This window comes from Sinomicrobium soli, from assembly GCF_003285545.1.
Classification (GTDB): domain Bacteria; phylum Bacteroidota; class Bacteroidia; order Flavobacteriales; family Flavobacteriaceae; genus Sinomicrobium.
In genome coordinates, this window is sequence record NZ_QLNV01000006.1 from 1 (window position 1) to 19439 (window position 19439).

Genomic DNA, 19439 nt, shown 5'->3' on the forward strand with positions numbered 1-19439 from the left:
AACCTGATGCTAAGCTATGTTTTCAAGTCCGTTCGCCCGGAAAATCTCTATAACTAACTATATTTCAAATATTTCAAAGAACTTTTTCAGATTTTAATGGGACAGCAATGACATTAAATATAAATTATAATGATGATGAAACCACAGAGAATTACAGTATGTATTGTCATGGTTTTGACCATAGTAACAGGATATGGACAAAATATTGCTATTCTTGATTTGTCGTCTCCTTTTACAGAAGGGGTTAATCAATACGCTATCAGCGCGGGGGCCATACGTAGTTCCGTACGATGGGATGATTATTCTCCAAGGGGCTCTGCTTCATTTTATAGCTCCGGAAATGGGAGTTACCATGTAAGGGTATCCATGCCTGTTGTAAAATTGTCTCAATTCGACTTTATGGTGAACGGAGAAAAAAAATCAGCTTCTTTTGAACAAGGAGGTCGCTATACACTTGAAAACGTTGAAATAGAAATTTATGAACCCGGAACGGGGTATAGCCAGCGACATCGTTTTTCTATCAACGGTATTTGGGGGCAGGCTAAGCCTGATGTTTTTACAGGGCATGCTTTTTCCGGCGCCGATGTCACAAAAGTCATGGGTAAGGTAAAAGCTACACCTGGTTCTACTGAAGAGGCACACTACAATCTGGCATTGGTTTTTTTTAAAATAAGGCTTATTAATAATGGCAGATTAACACAATCTTCTTTTCCTGCTGAATTCGTTAAACAGAAAATAAGAGAAGAGCAGGACAGGGCATCAAAACCCGAACCCAAAAAGAAAACCATTGTATTGACCAATAATAGCAGTTCATCCTCTTCGGGCGGCGGCGGATTAATTTTAAAAAGTACTTCACCCTCTACAACGGGCAAAACTATTCAGAATGAAAAATCAGTTACATCCCGCACCACTGCAAATTCCAACAGGACTAAAAGCAGGGGCAAAACCCTTGAGCAGATGGAATATGAAAGACAGGCCTACCGGCGTGAACAGCAAAGAAAAATACAAGATGCCATAGATCCGACCCGGCAGGCCATGCAGCCTGTCAGGAACTATTTCGATGCACAGTTAGACAGGATCAACCGTGAGAACGAAGCGAAAAGCGCCGCATTAGACCGTAAATTGGAGGCCCAAAAAAGAGCACGGGAACGAACGGAAAGAGAAGAAGAAGCAAAAATAGCAGCAATATTGGCGAGCAGGGCAAGAATAGACGAAATAACGCAAAACACCAACGCCATTTTTCAAAGGTATAAAACAGGAGAAATACCCACCTCTGCAACAAGGGTGCAAAGCAACAAACTGTATTATTTTATTTATACCAACAACCTTGACAGCTTTACCGGGATCGAAATAGATGAAGGGAAAGCTGTTGTAAGGGTTTCCAATGTGTTTGCCATAGGGCAATATCCGGATGGTACCTGGCCGATGGCAAACACCATACAGGCAGAAATCAATGACCTTACCTCTCATAATGGCCAGTTACATGGCTATTACATTTCAGAACAGGAAGCACAAACAGTATTGAACAACTTTAAAAACGAAATACAAAATGCAGGTATACGTATAGAAAATAACATCGTCTATACCGGAAAAAATGCCAATGAGCAGCAGCAACATACAACAGGCAATAAGCAGCAGTTGGATTACTGGGGCAATCCAATAAAAAAAACAAATACCACACAGACCAAGCAAACGGCTACACCACAGAAACAACAAACCAAAAAACCGAAGTTAGATTACTGGGGCAATCCTGTAAAAGAATAAACACTATGAAAAAATTGATGAAGCAAAATTAAAAATCCGACAAAAGTTAAAATGACAAAAACAATAAAACACATCGTATTACTTGTCCTTTTCGTTTGTAGCAGTATTGCCGTGCAGGCTCAAGGCACCATGGAAAGGCTCAAATTTGAGGAAGCTGAGCAAAGGTTTCAAAAATTTGATTACCATGGAGCAATAAGCTTGTTGGAAGAATTGGAAGCAAAAGGGATGAAAAACCCGAAAATCCTGTATCTTAAAATTATAGCTCGTGCTCCTTTTGTGAGAGGTATAGGCCGGTATGATAAAATATTCAAAGGACATACTACTGCACAGGCACTTAGGAAAGACTGTGATTTATATCTTTCCAGGTATGATATAGAAGGTTTGGAAGACAAATATAAGGAGGTGTATCAAATAGCCCAATCCATTCAGCACTTACCCAAAACCCAGGAAGAATGGAATCAGGCAGCAAACCAGATGAGAATACACGAAGAGCAATATAGAAGAAAAATTATAAGCGATTTCTGTAATAATGTAATAAAAGTAGAAAAGGGAACATTTTACAGAAATACCATAGACCGGCGTAATTACCTGGGGGAATACAGGACAGACAAGGAAATAATAGACTCATATAAAGAAAAAGCGAGATATTTTAATCCGTACTATAACGGTAATCCGCAAAGGGCCATAGAAATCCCATATAATTTTTATGTTGTAAACCAATACATTACCGAAGCCATTATCTGGGCTGTTTTAGACAACCCGAACAACTATTATATTAATTATCACAATAATTATGCCTGGGATACGTGGGAGATCAACTATTTACCCAAAAAACAGGATTTCAAAACCCGGTTGAGAATAAGTAAAAAAAACGGATATCCTTTTTCTCCTGAAGAGGAAAGGAATATTAGCTACGAAAATGTCCTGTATTTCATTCAGGCACTCAATTCAAAGACAGGAAAGAAATTTCGCCTGATCACACAAGCAGAATGGCAATATACCCAGAGAGGCGGACATAAACAGCAATTGGATACCATTGTGGAAAAACAGATCATCGGTGGGAACAAGCGAAAAGGATATGAGTATAAGTATATAAATTATTATTCGTATAAGTCCGGTTTTATATGGCCTTGCCTGGATCAAAATGACAGGGAATGCAGAAAACAACCCAATGAACTGGGTATAAAAGTTAAAGGCGCTACTTGTGATGACAGGTCAGAGGCAGAAGAATATGCGAGATTTACGGGTAAGGCTATACCTGAAACAGGCAATGGGAAAATAATTACGATGAGTGGTTTTAGTTTAGGAGATAACACTGTTAGCGGATACGATCATACGATAAAGCATTATGAAGACAAGCGTATTAAAAACGGGGAACGATTGTCTTTTATTCTTGTTTCAGAGGAATAGCAACAAAGCTATGCCACATTACAACCATCCGTTTTGCAGCGCCAGTTTTATCAGTCCCGTAACGGTATGGGTACCGGTCTTTCGATAGATGTTCTTACGGTGGGTGCCTACGGTTTTCGGGCTTATATTCAGGCATCTGCCAATAGCTTCCGAACTGTAGTCCTGTGAGATCAGGTAGAGGACTTCTTTTTCCCTTGATGTCAGCACCTCCCTGGACTTGGAAAAGTTGGCATCGGGCTGTACATCGATATAGGAAGGTTCGCCTTCCAGGCCAACGAATGAAAGCATCATTTTGTGGTCGTGTTTGATATGGCTGATATCGGTGTGCACGACAAAAGTGCGGAGCACGGCGCCGTGCTCATCGCTCTGTATGGTGACGATCTGCTGGAGAATACGCATGTATTCGCCGTTTTTTTTCTTGAGGCGGTAGTCGTACCGGCTTTTGTATTTCATCACTTTTTCCGGCGGCAGCTGTTTCCAGAACCTGGTTACGGTAGTTTCAAAATCCAGGAAGTAGGGAAGGTCGTCGGGATGAATGATCTCCATCAGCATTTCCAGCTGGAATTCCGAAGGTTCATATCCCAGTATCGGTGTAATGGATGAACTGGTGTATTCGATAATACCTTCGGGCGGATTAAAAACCATATAATAGAAGTCGCCTACCTGGAAAATATTGAGCATCTTTTTGTAGAGTTCTACCTCCAGTTTAAGGTCTCCCGGTTTTTTGTGATGGCCGATCTCAAGCCAGTTTTTCCGGGCTTCGTCAAAAAGAAGCTTTTTCATATTGGTGTGGTTGGTCAATCAGGTTTTTTGGCGGACCAAATATAAACAAAATGTTTAAAAGTACGCTGTGGAGGGTATTTTTGTTGTTTAGTTTGTAGTTTTTTAGTTCTTGGTTATAGTTGTCATTCCGACCGCAGGGGAGGAATCTCCGGTGCTTCGGTGATGTTGTTGACGTTCCATTGATCCTGGTTGGAGATTCTTCACTTCGCTGCGCTCTGTTCTGAATGACAACTCCCGACTCCCGGCTTCCACCCATTTCGTCGTTTGCAAACTAACGATGCGTTATTGAGTTGTTACCTGAATAACCTAATAACCCAATAACCAATCATCCAAATAGCAATTTGCCTCACGGCCCATCAAACCCGGTTTTGTAAAATCGATTATTAATCGTAATATTGCAATGACACAATGAATAAAGTGATGGGATTATCCAAAACAGAGATTTTTGCGGACGAACAGAATGAAATTGCCCTTTTTGCAAAGGCTTTCGGGCATCCGGCAAGAGTGGCCATTATCCAGCACCTGTTTAAACTGAACACGTGTATATGCGGAGACCTGGTTGATGAAATAGGATTGGCGCAGCCTACCATTTCGCAGCACCTGAAGGAATTAAAGCAACTCGGGCTTATCCGGGGAACAATAGAGGGGACCAGGGTTTGCTATTGTATACACCCTGACAATTGGTTAAAAATGAAAACATTGATGATTTCTTTTTTCAATCAGGATATACCGGAAACAGATTGTTGCTGAAAAAGGTATAACGGTAATAAATATCATATAAATCGTAAAAGAATGCAGTTATGAAGCTTTCGGAAGTAAAAAACATATTGAGGCAACTGGAGGTCATTGCTTTTCAATTGCCCGACGGAACATTGGTACCCAATCACTTTCACGTTACGGAGGTGGGGAAGATCTCCAGGCACTTTATAGATTGCGGCGGTACCGTACGCGAGGAAAAAACGGTCAATTTTCAGTTGTGGAATGCCGATGATTACGACCACAGGCTGCACCCTGACAAGTTATTGAAGATCATTGAACTTTCGGAAAAAACGTTGAATATTGATGAGAACCTGCCTGTGGAAGTAGAGTACCAGGGAGAAAGCATATCGAAGTATGGTCTGGGGTTTGAGGGTGAAAATTTTCTGCTCGTTACTACGCAAACCGATTGCCTGGCAAAGGATAAGTGCCGTATTCCTTCGGAAAAGCCAAGAGTAAAATTATCTGCATTGAAAAACCCGTCCCGCTGTGCACCCGGCAGCGGATGTTGTTAACTAAAAAACTTATGGCAGTTTATGAAAGATTAGGGGAAACCGTTGAAACACTGAAAACGGCAACCCTTTCCGGCGAAAGAAAACAGGTACTTAAACCCCTTGTTGAGTTTATCCGGGAAAAGGTCGATGCAATGGCAGAGGTCCGTCTCCATTTTATCTGTACGCACAACTCGCGAAGAAGTCATTTGTCACAGGTATGGGCGCAGGCTATGGCCCATTACTTTGATATTAAAAATGTTGTCTGTTATTCGGGAGGTACGGAAGCCACCGCCCTGTATCCGGCAGTAGCGGAAACGTTGAAAGCACAGGGGTTTCTCGTGCAAAAGCTGGCAGGTGCCGGCAATGCTCCCTACACCTTCAAGTTTTCGGAAAACGAACATCCCGTTATAGGGTTTTCAAAAAAACTGGACGATGATTTTAATCCGAAATCGGAATTTGCGGCGGTAATGACCTGTGATGCCGCTTTCGAAGCTTGTCCGTTTGTACCGGGAGCGGAAAAACGCATTCCCGTTACTTACGAAGACCCGAAAGTTTTTGACAACACCCCGCTTCAGGCCGGGAAATATGCGGAAAGAAGTCTGCAGATCGCTGCGGAATTGTTTTATGTTTTCTCTCAAATTCAATCGTGAAACATGGCAGTAAAAAAACTGGGCTTTCTCGACAGGAACCTCACCTTGTGGATTTTTATAGCAATGGCGACGGGAGTGGGAACAGGTTATTTTTTTCCGGTATTCCCCCGTTTTATTCACTCGTTTAATGAGGGCGATACCAATATTCCTATTGCCATAGGTTTGATACTGATGATGTATCCGCCCCTGGCAAAGGTCAATTATTCACTTCTGCCAAAGGTATTCGCCAATACAAAGATTCTTTTGATATCCCTGGTGCTCAACTGGATTATAGGTCCGGTTTTAATGTTCGTACTGGCCATGTTATTTTTACACGATCACCCGGAATATATGGCAGGGCTTATCCTGATCGGCCTGGCGCGGTGTATAGCCATGGTCCTGGTATGGAACGACCTTGCCCGGGGAAGCAGTGAATACGGGGCGGGCCTGGTGGCATTAAACAGTATATTCCAGGTTTTTGCATATAGTTTTTATGCCTGGATTTTTATTACGGTCCTTCCTCCTTATTTCGGGTTTGAAGGGACAGCCATCGATATTTCAATAGGGACTATTGCCAAAAGTGTAGCCATTTATCTCGGGATTCCGTTCCTGTCCGGAATAATAAGCCGCCTGATTCTGGTGAAGCTGAAAGGAGAAGAATGGTATATGGAGAAGTTTATTCCGGCCATTTCACCGGTCACGCTGATAGCCTTGTTGTTTACCATTGTGGTGATGTTTTCCTTAAAAGGCGGGTTGATCGTGGAAATACCGGCGGATGTGCTGATAATCGCCGTTCCCCTGTTTATCTATTTTGCCTTGATGTTCGTTATTGGCTTCTTCGTTACCAGGACAATGGGAGTCGGATACGATAAAACGACTTCCGTAGCCTTTACGGCGGCAGGAAATAATTTTGAACTGGCTATTGCGGTTGCCATTGCCGTTTTCGGAATAAATTCAGGGCAGGCATTTGCAGGAGTCGTCGGCCCGTTGGTAGAAGTGCCGGCATTGATCTTACTGGTAAAGGTTTCGCTTTGGCTAAAGGAAAGATATCACGGGGAGCCGGGCGTTTAAGGCGGTAAAAGCAAAACCGGGGATCTATGACAGGGGAAAGGGGAATATTCCCGGCCTTAACGTTTATAAAAAATATAATCCGTTACTATCGGAGCCACTCCCGCAAGCCTGATATCTGATACGATCTGCCCCCTGTGGTGACTGTGGTGATTGGCAATATGAAAGAGAATCTCCCGGATCGAATTACTGAATTTATCCCCTTTTGAATTGGTGTAGACTATAGTTTCATCCAACTCCCGTTCGTCCAGTATTTTTAATGTTTCGTCGTAGTTTTCACGATCAATCCGCTTGCATTCTTCCAGCGTATGCAATTGGTGGACCCCCAATGTCTTTTTCCGGATGATACGTGCATTCCATATCTGGTGTGCATTTAAGGAATGGGAAAAGAGGGAAACGGTCCGTTCGGGCAATTTTTCTTCAAGGTCCAGCAGTTGCCCCGCCAGTTTCTGGTTGAAATGATGATGAAATTCGAAGATATCTCTGAAAAAAGCTTTCATTACTTTGGTTTTTCCGGTTACTTTACTGCTTTTGATATACTGCACCCATTTTGAACTTTTCTATGTGGTTTTATGACAAATTTAGGAAAAACGGGCTGGCGAATACCAGTTACTTTTATAAACATGGCTTATAAGTAACAGAACCCTGGTTTTCATTTTGGATCTTTGCGGAGATATTCGGTATATTGTAGCGTTGTTTTGACCGGAAAAAATCAGTAAGGAAGCACCGGAGATTGAACTGTATTGAGCCTTTAGGGGTTTCCCATGCCGGAATGATGAACCAAACTAACAACTAAGAACTACAAACTAAAAAACCAAATGAAAACAACACCCGAACACGATAAACGGATAGCAGAAATGACCTTTGCCTCCGTATATCCGCATTATATTGCAAAGGTGGAGGGCAAAGGAAGGACCCGGGAAGAACTGCACCGGGTCATTGAGTGGCTGACCGGCTTCGACAGTGATAAACTGCAGGAACTGATTGATGAAAAAGTGACTTTTAAAACCTTCTTTGGAACTGCAAGGCTGAACCCCAACGCGAGCCTTATCACTGGGGTGATCTGTGGTTATCGCATAGAGGAAATCGAAACTCCTTTGACCAGGCAGGTAAGATACCTGGACAAGCTGGTCGATGAACTGGCCAAAGGCAGAAAGATGGAGAAAATTTTGAGAACCTAACCCCATATCGGGATAGAAAACCGGTAGCAGTGTTGCGACGGATTATAGTCATGTAGCATTGACAATACGTTAAAAAAAATGAACTCAAATTAAAAAAGCAGCCAAATGACGAAAATTGTTTCAAATTCAAATTGCGGCAATTCCCCAAAAATGGAGTTTTTAAAGGAATTCAATATTGCCTTTGCAAAAGGAAACGTGGAATTTCTTACAGAAAGCGTAACAGATGATATCGTTTGGAATATAGTTGGCGACAAAAAAATTAAAGGAAAAGACAGTTTTGCAAAGGAATTGAATAAAATGAAGGAAATCAAAACGGCCGAACTACAACTTGACCAAATCTTGTCTCACGGAAAAGAGGGAGCTGTAAACGGAATTATAAAAATACAAAACGGGAAGAAATATGCGTTTTCGGACTTTTATCGGTTTAGTGGAGCGAAAGGAAAAAAAATTAATTCAATGACATCCTACGTAATTGGAATTTAATAAAAAACCCGGTTTCTGACAAGCTGAAAACAATGAAAGAGGTAACATTTATTTTATTTACCACTTTAAACATGATACATATTAAATGCCAAATCGCAGATCACAATGTTAAAAGAAAAAATACAAAGCCTGGCCCGGGAGATATACGGAAAAACGGTAGCCCACCGCCGGCATTTACACCAACACCCCGAATTGTCGTTTGAGGAATACGAAACCTGTGCTTTTGTGAAAGCGGAACTGGACAAACTCGGCATTCCGTATGTTACGCTCGCCAGGACGGGGGTCCTGGCGGAGATCAAGGGTGACCTGCCTTCCGATCGCGTTATCGCCCTCCGCGCAGATATGGATGCCCTGCCCATTACCGAGGTAGACGGCCGGGAATACGGTTCAGAAAATAAAGGCGTGATGCATGCCTGTGGTCACGATGCACATACTGCATCGCTATTGGGCACGGCGCATATACTCCAATCATTAAAAGCTGATTTCGGAGGAACCCTGAAGCTGATCTTTCAGCCCGGAGAAGAGCGACCGCCCGGCGGTGCCAGCCTGATGATTGAGGAAGGGGCGCTGGAAAACCCCGTACCCCGGGCCGTTGTAGGACAGCATGCGATGCCCCTGATACCCGCAGGTAAGGTGGGGTTCCGGCCGGGGAAGTTTATGGCCTCCACGGATGAATTCTTCATCACCGTAAAAGGTAAGGGTGGGCATGGTGCCCAACCACAGCAGAATACAGATCCCGTGGTCATTACTGCCCATATCATCACTGCGTTACAGCAGGTGGTGAGCCGAATTGCCGATCCGAGAATGCCCAGTGTGCTGTCGTTCGGAAAGGTCATAGCCAACGGAGCAACCAATGTGATACCGGATGAAGTATACCTGGAAGGCACGTTCAGGACGTTCGATGAACAATGGCGCAAGGAAGCCCGAAGACGTATGAAGAAAATGGCCCGGGGTATTGCCGAAAGTATGGGAGCTAAATGCAATTTTGAGGTGAATACAGGATACCCGGTCCTTGTAAACGAACCGAAGCTGACGGACGAAGTGCGCGCCTATGCCGAAGAATTTCTGGGGAAAGAACAGGTGGTAGACCTGGACCTTTGGCTGGCCGCCGAAGATTTTGCCTATTATTCCCGGGCGGCTGATTCCTGTTTCTATCTCCTGGGAACAGGCAATGAAAGCCGGGGCATTACTTCGGCTTTACACACTTCCACATTTGATGTGGATGAAAGCGCCCTGCAATTAAGTACCGGCCTGATGGCATATATCGCATTACGGCAGCTGGGCCATTGAAACGGGTGGCTGAGCTTTTTGCCGGATATGGATATGCCCGGAGCTTTTGGCGAAGTATTAAAGCCGGATAGGGGAGATGGTTTAGTTCGATACCTGCCGATTCTACAAAAATCTTTTCAGGCAGGGTGTCCCACTTTTTAAGAGTTTTTTGTAGAGATTATACATGGGGAATGCTTAAATTAGTCGTGCTTTAGGCCTGAGAAATTCGTATTAAATCCATAACTATCCGTATACCATGCCCGATCCCTGGTTAAAAAGGTGGGAGAACCGATATGCCGATGAGGCTTATGCCTTCGGAATCCTGCCCAATGAATATCTGAAAGAACAGTTAAGGAAATTCGAACCGGGAGATATCCTGTTTCCCGCGGAAGGCGAGGGGCGCAATGCGGTATTCGCTGCTCTTGAAGGCTGGAATGTATCTGCTTTTGATATCAGCGCGGAGGGAAGAAAAAAAGCGTTGAAGCTGGCCGGAGCTAACGATGTGAGCATAGACTATAAAGTGGGTGAATTGCCGGATCTCGGTTACCGGGAAGAGCAGTTTGACACCATAGCCCTGATCTATGCGCATTTCCCGGCAGCCATTAAATCCGAATATCACAGGTTACTGGACAGATATGTCCGGAGAGGAGGGATTGTCATTTTTGAAGGCTTCGGAAAAGAACATCTCGAATACCGCATGAAAAATCCAAAGGTCGGGGGCCCCGTGGATATGGAATCACTGTTTTCGGAGGAGGAACTCAAATCCGATTTTAAGGATTACGATGTTATTGAACTCTGTACCCGGGAGGTTACATTACATGAAGGTTTGTACCATAACGGCAAAGGATCTGTAATACGGTTTGTCGGTAGAAAAAGGTAACCGTAGCATATGCCGGTATCTGCTTATAGAGAATGTTACAGTGGTGTTTATCAATCTATTAAAAAACAGTAATAATGCAAAAGATCAAGGTTGTTATTTTTGATCTGGACGGCACATTGGCCAACACCTTACCCATGTGTATTGCAGCGTTCAGGAAATCGGTCGAACCCCTTACCGGGAAAGAAGTTTCCGATGCCGAGATCATGGCAACGTTCGGTCCTTCCGAAGAAGGAACTATTGCGGCACTTGCACCGGACCATTATGATAAGGGGATAGAGGCCTATTTACATTATTACGAGGAGTTCCACGACATGTGCCCTGAGCCGTTCGAGGGGATCAGGGAACTTTTGAGCCTCCTGAAATCAAGAGATGTGAGATTGGCTATGGTTACCGGAAAGGGTAAAAAAAGTGCAGAGATCTCAATGAACCGTTTCGGGATCTCCGGTTATTTTGAAAAGACGGAAACGGGCGATCCCGCGGGTCCGAGGAAAGTGGAAGGTATAAGAAACTGCCTGGATTATTTCGGAAATCCGGATAGTAATGAAGTTATTTACGTAGGCGATTCCCCCAGTGATATCGGGTCGTGCCGGGAGGCGGGTATTCCCATTGCCGCAGCAGCGTGGGCAGAAACTGCCGAACCGGAGCAGCTGGAGGCCCTGAACCCCGACGTACTGTTTTACACGGTCGGTGACTTTTTCGATTGGTTAGCGTCGAGAACCGGCAGATAGAATATCCGGAACCCTACGGAGAGGACAAGCGGACAGTATGGGCTTTCTCATATCCGCTCAATACACCCATAGCATCCCTAACTGCCTGAATTCCGGCAATATTACACTTACCTTCAGTTTTTTCCTGAGTATTCATAAATTATTAACAATACAATATGCTTACCAAAATGTGAGCACTAACTTATGGGTTAGTACTTACAAATAGTTAGCAAATGTAAATATATTTGTAATATTAAAATAATTACAATAGAAAAATAAAAATGAACATATCGATCATCGGGGCATCTGCAGGTATCGGTCTCGAAACAGTCAGAAGAGCTTTGGACCGCAGACACACGGTAATAACCCTTTCCCGTTCAAAAATTGAAATAGAGAACGATGCATTGACATCGGTACAGGGCAGTGCGACCAACAAAGCCGATCTGATGAAAACAATCGAAAACACCGATGCGGTTTTGGTTACCTTAGGTACCGGAGCCAATATGCAGGCAACGACCCTGTTTTCAGATTTCGCCAAATTGCTAATAGAAATTCAAAGAGAAAACAAGTCTGATATCCCCTTTGTTTTTGTTACCGGGTTCGGTGCCGGAGATAGTATAAATTACACCTCGAAGCCTGTTAGAGCGTTTTTGGAAACTGCTCTGAAAGACGTTTATGCCGATAAAACAAAAATGGAGGTCATAGTTTCCAACTCCAACCTGAATTGGATAATCGTACGGCCGGGAGAATTACGGGATGGCCCGTTGACGGAAAATTATCGGGTTGAAACCCAATTGTACGAAGGGTTCGATATAGGTTCCATAAACAGGGCAGATGTTGCCGACTTTATCGTTAAACAAGCAGAAAATCCCACCGAACTCAAAAAGTATGTTGCCATTTCTGCGAAATAATCATGGCATACGGTGATAACGCGAAGCGTATTTAAAATAAACGTCTCCAAACGGAACGTGGCATCCATTGACACCCGAAATGAAATGAGGGATGGGCACCTGAAAGGCCCCGACTTCTTTGACGTGGAGAAATACCCGCAGATTACGTTCAAAAGTACCGGCATAAACAATGCAGGAGAAGGACAATACAAACTTACCGGAGACCTGACCGCAAAAGGCATCACCAAAAAGGTAGAATTAACCCTTACTTACAGAGGCTCGGTTGAAAACCCGCAAACCAAAAAAACTTCGGCAGGATTTAAGCTGACAGGAGTTATCAAGCGTTCAGATTTCGGGATTGGCTCAGCATTTCCAGCCCCTATGCTTGGTGATGAAGTGCCCTTTGTTGTCAATGCCGAATTTCAGCAGTAATTTTAAATTTCTTATATAATACGGTCCGACCCATACCCCGGTAAAACAATTTTGCAGGCAAAACGTATACGTCAGGTGGTGGATGAAATTGCTTTGGCCGGTGAATACCGTAGAACAGATTTTCTTTTCGAACCAAAAGGATCAACAAAGTGGGGGGATCTGTCTGTCACATTAAGAAGGGAATAGCCCAAAACAAAAACGAGGGCGTCTAAAAAGTTTTTTCAACCCCCCTGAGATTTGCGTATTTGAGATTTTTCTCGGATACCTACCCGAATAAAAAAGAGGCTGCCTTGACTTTTTAGACAGCCTCGTCAAGTCGGGGTGGCAGGATTCGAACCTGCGGCCTCCTGCTCCCAAAGCAGGCGCGATAACCGGGCTACGCTACACCCCGATGAATAGTGTGAATTCTATTCCTTTCCAATATTTTATTCGGCCCTTCGGCCTTCCCGCCAAGAGCGGGACACGATAACCGGGCTACGCTACACCCCGATGAATAGTGTGAATTCTATTCCTTTTCAATATTTTATTCGGCCCTTCGGCCTTCCCGCCAATAGCGGGACACGATAACCGGGCTACGCTATACCCGAAAAGAAGCGGAGAGACAGGGATTCGAACCCTGGCGACAGTTTCCCGTCGACAGATTAGCAATCTGCTCCATTACCACTCTGGCACCTCTCCGTTGAGCTTTGAATATCTTTAAGAACGTTTCCGTTGCTAAAATGCGGATGCAAATGTAGTGGTTCAGGGTGTAGAACGCAACTATTTGCCGGACTTTTTTACGGGATATTTCCGATTTTTTTTTACCTGATTAAGAATCAACAGGATACTATTCGGGGTATTCTATCCTCAGATGATAGATATTGGTGAGTTTGCGTTTAAAGACTTTTTTAATGTCCTCGATCTCCTTGAAGGTAATGTTGGCATTGAGGAATTGTCCTGTTTCGATCTGTTTGCTCACGATCTTTTCCACAAAGTCATTGATCATGCTGAAGGTGGGGTTTTTCAGGCTTTTGGAGGCCGCCTCCACGGCATCGGCCATCATTACTATAGCGGTTTCCCTGGAAAAGGGGATGGGGCCGGGATACTGGTAGTCTTCTATTGCTGTATGTTTATCCTGTTCCAGCTGTTTTTTATAGAAATAATATACCGTGGTGGTACCGTGATGGGTACGTATAAAGTCTATAACGCGGTCGGGAAGGTTGTGCTTCCGGGCCAGTTCTATGCCGTCCAGTACGTGGTCGATAATGATCCTGGCACTTTCTTCCGGACTGATCTCGTCGTGAGGGTTTACTCCGGTGGTCTGGTTTTCCGTAAAGTATATGGCGTTGTTCATCTTGCCTATATCGTGGTACAGGGCCCCCACGCGGACCAGCATGGCATTGGCCCCCACTTCGTTGGCCGCAGCCTCGGCAAGATTGGCGACCTGCAGCGAGTGGTGAAAGGTTCCGGGTGCCTTGTCCGACAGTTCTTTTAAAAGTTTTGAATTGGTGTCTGAAAGTTCCAGCAGGGAGACATCCGAGACAAGGCCGAACAGCTTTTCATAAATATAGATCAGGGGCTGGGCGAAAAGGGTAGCCAGGCCGTTCAGTATGAACAATCCGAAATTAAGCCATATGATATCGTTGAGGTTGCCTTCGTGAATCACGGTAAAGGCCAGGTAAGCGATCATGTAGACCAGCGTGATCTGCCCGACTGAAATAAACAGGTTGGCCCTCCGGTATAATTCGGATACCGTAAGTATGGTAACCACTCCGGCAATGATTTGTAAAAAGATATACTCAAAGCTGTTGGGGACCACAAAACCCAGCAGCAGGACGGTGAGTGCATGCACGAAAAAACCGAGCCTGGTATCGAAAAAGGCTTTTAATACGATAGGGAGGATACACAGCGGGACCACGTATACATAGCTGCCGTCGTACTTTACGGCCAGGGTCGTGACAAAGACCATGATAATGATGTTCACAAAAATGAACGTGACCTTGGTATTGTCGTTAAGGATATCTGCGCGGAATTTGCCCAGGAAAAGAAAGAGCATCACAAAAGCCAGCCCTACCAGTACAATATAACCGAAGAGGATCCAGTAATAATTGGTGCCTTTCCAGATATGGGACGTATACTCCTGTTGCAGGGAATACAGCTTTTCATATTTTTCGCCTTCCACGACTTCCCCGTTGAGGATGATCCGTTCGCCACGCTCTATGGTCCCCTTGGTGGCGTATATGTTCTCGAGTTCCTCTTTCAGGGCTTTTTCTGAAAAATCCTTGTTCCAGGTGATGTTGGGTTCTGTTATTTTGTCGAACAGCTTGTAAAAATCGGTCTTATAGGCCGAAAGCCGCCGGTCATCCAGGTACCGGAAGAGGTGTTGTTTAAGATCTCCCCGCCTGATGATCCTCTCCTTGTTTACCACGGAAACCTCATTCCCTTTCACCAGGTGCATAAAACGTCCCGGCGGCATATTCTCCTGGTCTGCAATAATGCCTTTTTCATAAAGTGACCGGAGGAAGTCCTGCCCTGTTTTTTCCAGTTCGCTGCGCTGTACGAAATTGTCGTACTCCGCGGCGTAATGCTCCATTACCCGGGACATGGTGCCGGAATTATAGGTGTAGTACGGAATAAATTCTTTCCTGACCGTTTCCCGTTCCTTTTCCATTTCTTCACCGGTCTTGAGCAACGGAAAATCGAACGGGGCATACAGGCTTTCGTACTGCCAGGGCTTTCCTTTCTGCAGCTCGTATTTGAATTTACCTGCCTTGGGGAAGAGGTATACCACCAGTGCCGTGGCACAGATAAAAAGGAAAATCCTGTAAATCAGTGACTGATTACGGTATATATTGTGAAAGGCATGTTTCATTCAGGGGAATATTTGTTCAAATTTACACAAAAATGTTTCATATGAGCATTACATACCCGGTGGAAATAGATCTGTAGCATTCAGAGCCTGTTTTTGCCTTTCCGTTGCAGCAGCCTCCAGATGATAATAATACTGATAAGGATAGTAAACGCGCAGAACAGGAACAGGTATTCCATACCGAAGACATTGATAACAGCACCTTCCAGCGGACCGGTAACTCCCAGGGAAAGATCTATAAACAATCCGTAACAAGCCAGGGCGGCCCCGGCGTTGGAAGGCGGTACCAGTTTTACGGCTTCTACCCCGAGAGCAGGAAAGACCAGGGAAAACCCCAGTCCCGTTATGGCTGCACCCGCCAGGGCGGTATGGGGATGTGTGGCCAGGAACAATACGATGAGCCCCGTCATTTCAGTGACCAGGCATACCAAAGACACCCTGAGACCTCCCCGGAGATTGATCTGGTTGGCAAAAAACAGTCGCCCGGTAATAAAGAGCACACTGAAAACCGTGAGGCACAGGGCTGCGCCCGGCCAGTGGAAATAATCGTAATACAGGGTGATGAAATTAGACAGTCCTCCGAACCCCAGTCCGGCCAGTCCCAGGCAAACACCAAAAGGGGCTACCAGCTTCAACACCTTGAAAAAGCCTATCGGTTTGGCTTTGAAACGGCCGGTAACCGCTTTTTTGGAGAGGGCATATAACAGACCCGTGAGCGGGATGATGAATATCCACAATGCAATATACTCGATCTTCCAGTGTTCGCTGATCAGTACTCCCAGCGGAGCCCCCACGGCCAGGGCGCCGTAACTGGCAATACCATTGTAGGAGATCGCAGTGGCCGTGTGCCGTTCGCCTACGGCCAGCATCGCCCAGTTTATCGGGCTGGCCCCTATCATGCCTTCCGCACAGCCGGTAATAAGCCGGGTTACGGCCAGGAGAACAAGGCAGAGCATCCTGTCTTCCTGGGTTTTAAATGCCGCAAACATCAGTATGGCACTGGCCATAAAACCGATCATACTTATCAGTACTACCGGTTTCGGCCCCCGGGTATCTACCTGTTTTCCGGAAATCCCTCTTACGATAAATGTGGAAACATATTGCAGGCTGATAATTACACCGGCCACTATTTCGCTATATCCCAGGGTTTTGTGAATATATATGGGGAGTACGGCCAGAGGTAGTCCGATACACAGGTATCCCAGGAAAGTAAATGAAACAAAACCGGCTATCTGCATTCTGGTACGGTGCCCGCCGGTAGTTAAAGCAGTATCAAACGACATAATTACAGCCTGTAAAACGAGTATTTTTATTGCAGCTGCAAAGGTATACAGGAATATGGTAATGCGTACCATAACACCTTACTTTTTTTAGGCGGGCATTATGATCTCCGTGTATATCAATATAAAGATTTCACGTATTAAAAACATAAATAACTATCTTTGAACACTGACATTCCGGTATGGGCCCCTGACAATATTGTTCAATGATCGGTTAAGGAGACCGCTGGTGAGAGATATTCAGATAAACAGTTGTATCCATGAAGTTTTTCCAACAGGAAGAAAAGATTTTCAGCACTCTTCTCGAAACGATTTCGGAAGGAATACTGGTCGTAGACGGGGAAAAGAATATCGTAGCGGTAAACAGCCCCCTGGAGGCGATGTTCGGCTATGAGAAAGACGAATTGATAGGAGAGAAACTCGACATCCTGATCCCCCCGAGATACAGCAAAAGCCATGACGGGCATTTCAACAACTACTATGCCCGTTCCAGCAAGCGTAAAATGGCTGCGGGCAGGAACCTGTGGGGCATCAGGAAAGACAAGACACAGCTTCCGGTAGAGATCGGGCTCAATCCTTTCGTATTTAACGGGAACAAGTATGTCATTGCCCTGGTCATGGATGTAACCGTGAGCCGGGAGGCAGAAAACAGGATACGCCAGCTCAATGAGGAGCTGGAGGAAAAGGTAGAGATACGTACCCGGGAGCTCAGGACATTGGTAAACCAGTTGAAGACAGAGGTGAAGCGCAGAACGGATGCCGAGAACAGGATCAAGAATGCCCTCCAGAAGGAAAAGGAACTCAACGAGTTGAAAACCAAGTTTCTTTCCCTGGTGTCCCACGAGTTCAAAACACCGCTGAGCAGTATCCTGGTATCGGCAACACTTATAGGAAAATACACCGGGGAAGAACAGCAGGAAAAACGGGAAAAACACCTGGAAACCATTAAAAATAAGGTCAGATACCTGAACAATATCCTCAATGATTTTTTATCTGTAGAACGCATAGAATCGGGGAAGGAAAAGTATAAATTTGCTCCTTTTGAAGTGAGTAAAGTATTTAACGAAGTGATTTACGATGCCAATATGTTGCTGAAAACCGGGCAAAGAATCAATTTTCCCGATAATACTGATGATTACGTACTCTGTCAGGACGAGAAAATACTTGAACTCATACTTTCCAACCTGGTGCGGAATGCAGTAAAATACTCTCCCGAACATACGGTGATCGATATAGGTGTGAGAAGAGAAGAAAACATGTTTGTTTTCGAAGTGAAGGACCAGGGGATCGGTATTCCCCGGGAAGACCAGAAATATATATTCAGCAGATATTTCCGTGCCAGGAATGCCCTGATCGATCAGGGCACAGGTATCGGGCTCAACATCGTAAAAAGCCACCTGGAAAACCTCGGAGGTGAGATCAGTTTTGTCAGCGAGGAGGGCAAAGGAACGGTATTCACGGTAAAACTACCTAATTATGAAGAAGATATTACTCATTGAAGACGATCCCGTGTTAAGGGAAACTACCGCAGAACTACTTGAGCTGTCGGGATATGAAATGCTGACCGCCCCCAACGGAAAGCAGGGGGTAGCCCTTGCGGTGGAACAGCTTCCGGATATTATCGTATGCGATATCATGATGCCGGAACTCGACGGATACGGGGTACTGGAAACCCTGTCGGCAAATAAGGATACCCGTAAAATCCCCTTTATCTTTCTCTCTGCCAAAACCGAACGAAAGGAAGTACGCAGGGGGATGGACCTGGGCGCCGATGATTACCTGACCAAACCTTTTGAGGAAGAGGAACTTATAAGCGCTATCGAAAGCCGGATGGCCAAGGTTTCCCTGCTGGAGGAGGCAGGGGAAAAAGTACAACGGGAAGAGCAGGAAGAGGATATTCGCAACATCAATGAACTCAAAAACTTTTTTACGGATGAAGGGGAGTACCTCAGTTTTAAGGAAGGCGAAGTGATCTATGCGGAAGGAAACCACTCCAATTATATTTACCTTGTAGACCGCGGTATGGTAAAAACACATCGTATAGAGGAATTCGGCAAGGAGCTTATTACCGATATCAGCCGGGATGATGATTTTTTCGGCTATTATTCCTTTACCCGTAACATTCCTTATGAAGAATCGGCTACGGCATTGAAAGATACCGGGGTATATGCACTGCGCAAGGATACTTTTGCAGAAGTGCTGCATCAGAATCACAACCTGGCGGTGGAACTGGTGGAGTTTCTTGCCGGGGATCTTTCCGGGGCCAGGGAAAAACTCCTGCAGATGGCTTACGGATCGGTGCGAAAGAAAACGGCCGGCACCATATTGCGTTTCGTGGAAAAACTGCAGTTCAAACCGGAACAGGAGATCAGGATCTCCCGGAACGATCTCGCCAGTGTGGCCGGAATTGCCCCGGAAAGCTTTATCCGCACCTTGTCGGAACTCAAAAAGGAAGGACTTATAGCCATAGAAGGAAGAAATATAAAGGTACTTGATATTGAAGGACTTCATAGAATATCCTGAATGACAACTTCAACCTTCAACCACCAATTTATACTTCCCGGA

Annotated in this window: 19 protein-coding genes and 2 tRNA genes; 15 read left to right on the forward strand and 6 right to left on the reverse strand. The window is 44.9% G+C overall.

Annotation, left to right across the window (positions count from 1 at the left end):
- Positions 1–129: 129 nt before the first annotated feature.
- On the forward strand, positions 130–1764 hold the full coding sequence (locus DN748_RS08880; protein WP_146746585.1) for a hypothetical protein: 1635 nt from the start codon (positions 130–132) through the stop codon (positions 1762–1764).
- 51 nt (positions 1765–1815) lie between these two features.
- Positions 1816–3174: an outer membrane protein assembly factor BamD gene (locus tag DN748_RS08885; RefSeq protein ID WP_112371447.1), complete on the forward strand. Its 1359-nt coding sequence runs from the start codon at positions 1816–1818 to the stop codon at positions 3172–3174.
- Between the two features lie 18 nt (positions 3175–3192).
- Here DN748_RS08885 and DN748_RS08890 read toward each other — a convergent pair whose 3' ends face one another.
- Positions 3193–3957: a LuxR C-terminal-related transcriptional regulator gene (locus DN748_RS08890; protein WP_112371448.1), complete on the reverse strand. Its 765-nt coding sequence runs from the start codon at positions 3955–3957 to the stop codon at positions 3193–3195.
- 420 nt (positions 3958–4377) lie between these two features.
- On the opposite strand from DN748_RS08890, the gene DN748_RS08895 reads away from it, so the two are divergent.
- The 4 genes from DN748_RS08895 to arsB are packed head-to-tail and all read left to right on the forward strand — an operon-like array spanning position 4378 to position 6907.
- Entirely contained in the window at positions 4378–4707 is a 330-nt protein-coding gene (locus DN748_RS08895) for an ArsR/SmtB family transcription factor (RefSeq protein ID WP_112371727.1), read from the forward strand.
- Positions 4708–4757: 50 nt separating this feature from the next.
- Positions 4758–5228 (forward strand): DUF6428 family protein, encoded by a 471-nt coding sequence (locus tag DN748_RS08900; protein WP_112371449.1) that lies wholly within the window; start codon positions 4758–4760, stop codon positions 5226–5228.
- 11 nt (positions 5229–5239) lie between these two features.
- Positions 5240–5857, forward strand: a complete 618-nt coding sequence (locus tag DN748_RS08905) for an arsenate-mycothiol transferase ArsC (protein ID WP_112371728.1) — start codon at positions 5240–5242, stop codon at positions 5855–5857.
- A 3-nt stretch (positions 5858–5860) separates the two neighbouring features.
- The gene (gene arsB, locus DN748_RS08910) at positions 5861–6907 is read left to right on the forward strand and encodes an ACR3 family arsenite efflux transporter (protein ID WP_112371450.1); all 1047 of its coding nucleotides are present in this window, start codon (positions 5861–5863) and stop codon (positions 6905–6907) included.
- A 56-nt stretch (positions 6908–6963) separates the two neighbouring features.
- Here arsB and DN748_RS08915 read toward each other — a convergent pair whose 3' ends face one another.
- Complete coding sequence (locus tag DN748_RS08915; protein ID WP_112371729.1) at positions 6964–7404, reverse strand: DinB family protein; 441 nt, start codon at positions 7402–7404, stop codon at positions 6964–6966.
- A gap of 318 nt (positions 7405–7722) precedes the next feature.
- On the opposite strand from DN748_RS08915, the gene DN748_RS08920 reads away from it, so the two are divergent.
- From DN748_RS08920 to DN748_RS08950, 7 genes are all read left to right on the forward strand, one after another.
- Positions 7723–8085: a DUF2200 domain-containing protein gene (locus tag DN748_RS08920; protein ID WP_112371451.1), complete on the forward strand. Its 363-nt coding sequence runs from the start codon at positions 7723–7725 to the stop codon at positions 8083–8085.
- A 105-nt stretch (positions 8086–8190) separates the two neighbouring features.
- Positions 8191–8568 (forward strand): nuclear transport factor 2 family protein, encoded by a 378-nt coding sequence (locus DN748_RS08925; RefSeq protein WP_112371452.1) that lies wholly within the window; start codon positions 8191–8193, stop codon positions 8566–8568.
- A 105-nt stretch (positions 8569–8673) separates the two neighbouring features.
- Positions 8674–9858 (forward strand): M20 metallopeptidase family protein, encoded by a 1185-nt coding sequence (locus DN748_RS08930; RefSeq protein WP_112371453.1) that lies wholly within the window; start codon positions 8674–8676, stop codon positions 9856–9858.
- 235 nt (positions 9859–10093) lie between these two features.
- On the forward strand, positions 10094–10717 hold the full coding sequence (locus DN748_RS08935) for a class I SAM-dependent methyltransferase (RefSeq protein ID WP_112371454.1): 624 nt from the start codon (positions 10094–10096) through the stop codon (positions 10715–10717).
- A 74-nt stretch (positions 10718–10791) separates the two neighbouring features.
- Positions 10792–11445, forward strand: a complete 654-nt coding sequence (locus DN748_RS08940; protein ID WP_112371455.1) for an HAD family hydrolase — start codon at positions 10792–10794, stop codon at positions 11443–11445.
- A 260-nt stretch (positions 11446–11705) separates the two neighbouring features.
- A complete protein-coding gene (locus DN748_RS08945) occupies positions 11706–12335 on the forward strand; it encodes an NAD(P)-dependent oxidoreductase (protein ID WP_112371456.1) in 630 nt (209 codons plus the stop codon).
- 57 nt (positions 12336–12392) lie between these two features.
- Positions 12393–12746 carry a YceI family protein gene (locus DN748_RS08950; RefSeq protein WP_201741454.1) on the forward strand — a complete coding sequence of 118 codons (354 nt, stop codon included), beginning with the start codon at positions 12393–12395 and terminating at the stop codon, positions 12744–12746.
- A 316-nt stretch (positions 12747–13062) separates the two neighbouring features.
- On the opposite strand, the gene DN748_RS08955 is transcribed toward DN748_RS08950, so the two are convergent.
- From DN748_RS08955 to DN748_RS08970, 4 genes are all read right to left on the reverse strand, one after another.
- Positions 13063–13137, reverse strand: a tRNA-Pro gene (locus DN748_RS08955).
- A 203-nt stretch (positions 13138–13340) separates the two neighbouring features.
- Positions 13341–13424 (reverse strand) — tRNA-Ser (locus DN748_RS08960).
- Between the two features lie 148 nt (positions 13425–13572).
- Complete coding sequence (locus DN748_RS08965) at positions 13573–15597, reverse strand: HD family phosphohydrolase (RefSeq protein WP_112371458.1); 2025 nt, start codon at positions 15595–15597, stop codon at positions 13573–13575.
- An 80-nt stretch (positions 15598–15677) separates the two neighbouring features.
- Positions 15678–16949 carry an MFS transporter gene (locus tag DN748_RS08970; protein ID WP_201741455.1) on the reverse strand — a complete coding sequence of 424 codons (1272 nt, stop codon included), beginning with the start codon at positions 16947–16949 and terminating at the stop codon, positions 15678–15680.
- A 185-nt stretch (positions 16950–17134) separates the two neighbouring features.
- Between DN748_RS08970 and DN748_RS08975 the strand changes: the two genes are divergently transcribed.
- Together DN748_RS08975 and DN748_RS08980 are read left to right on the forward strand one after the other, a co-directional pair.
- Positions 17135–18373, forward strand: coding sequence for a PAS domain-containing sensor histidine kinase (locus tag DN748_RS08975; protein WP_112371459.1), 1239 nt, complete (start codon positions 17135–17137; stop codon positions 18371–18373).
- Positions 18351–19397, forward strand: coding sequence for a response regulator (locus DN748_RS08980; RefSeq protein ID WP_112371460.1), 1047 nt, complete (start codon positions 18351–18353; stop codon positions 19395–19397). The genes DN748_RS08975 and DN748_RS08980 overlap by 23 nt, the downstream gene beginning before the upstream one ends.
- Positions 19398–19439: the final 42 nt, after the last annotated feature.

Bases quoted from the DNA above. Each gene is read 5' to 3' on its own strand.
- DN748_RS08920 (WP_112371451.1), top strand. From the start codon at position 7,723: ATGAAAACAACACCCGAACACGATAAACGGATAGCAGAAATGACCTTT.
- DN748_RS08940 (WP_112371455.1), top strand. From the start codon at position 10,792: ATGCAAAAGATCAAGGTTGTTATTTTTGATCTGGACGGCACATTGGCC.
- DN748_RS08975 (WP_112371459.1), top strand. From the start codon at position 17,135: ATGAAGTTTTTCCAACAGGAAGAAAAGATTTTCAGCACTCTTCTCGAA.
- DN748_RS08895 (WP_112371727.1), top strand. From the start codon at position 4,378: ATGGGATTATCCAAAACAGAGATTTTTGCGGACGAACAGAATGAAATT.
- arsB (WP_112371450.1), top strand. From the start codon at position 5,861: ATGGCAGTAAAAAAACTGGGCTTTCTCGACAGGAACCTCACCTTGTGG.
- DN748_RS08935 (WP_112371454.1), top strand. From the start codon at position 10,094: ATGCCCGATCCCTGGTTAAAAAGGTGGGAGAACCGATATGCCGATGAG.
- DN748_RS08980 (WP_112371460.1), top strand. From the start codon at position 18,351: ATGAAGAAGATATTACTCATTGAAGACGATCCCGTGTTAAGGGAAACT.
- DN748_RS08885 (WP_112371447.1), top strand. From the start codon at position 1,816: ATGACAAAAACAATAAAACACATCGTATTACTTGTCCTTTTCGTTTGT.
- DN748_RS08890 (WP_112371448.1), bottom strand. From the start codon at position 3,957: ATGAAAAAGCTTCTTTTTGACGAAGCCCGGAAAAACTGGCTTGAGATC.
- DN748_RS08880 (WP_146746585.1), top strand. From the start codon at position 130: ATGATGATGAAACCACAGAGAATTACAGTATGTATTGTCATGGTTTTG.
- DN748_RS08905 (WP_112371728.1), top strand. From the start codon at position 5,240: ATGGCAGTTTATGAAAGATTAGGGGAAACCGTTGAAACACTGAAAACG.
- DN748_RS08945 (WP_112371456.1), top strand. From the start codon at position 11,706: ATGAACATATCGATCATCGGGGCATCTGCAGGTATCGGTCTCGAAACA.
- DN748_RS08965 (WP_112371458.1), bottom strand. From the start codon at position 15,597: ATGAAACATGCCTTTCACAATATATACCGTAATCAGTCACTGATTTAC.
- DN748_RS08930 (WP_112371453.1), top strand. From the start codon at position 8,674: ATGTTAAAAGAAAAAATACAAAGCCTGGCCCGGGAGATATACGGAAAA.
- DN748_RS08900 (WP_112371449.1), top strand. From the start codon at position 4,758: ATGAAGCTTTCGGAAGTAAAAAACATATTGAGGCAACTGGAGGTCATT.
- DN748_RS08915 (WP_112371729.1), bottom strand. From the start codon at position 7,404: ATGAAAGCTTTTTTCAGAGATATCTTCGAATTTCATCATCATTTCAAC.
- DN748_RS08925 (WP_112371452.1), top strand. From the start codon at position 8,191: ATGACGAAAATTGTTTCAAATTCAAATTGCGGCAATTCCCCAAAAATG.
- DN748_RS08970 (WP_201741455.1), bottom strand. From the start codon at position 16,949: ATGGTACGCATTACCATATTCCTGTATACCTTTGCAGCTGCAATAAAA.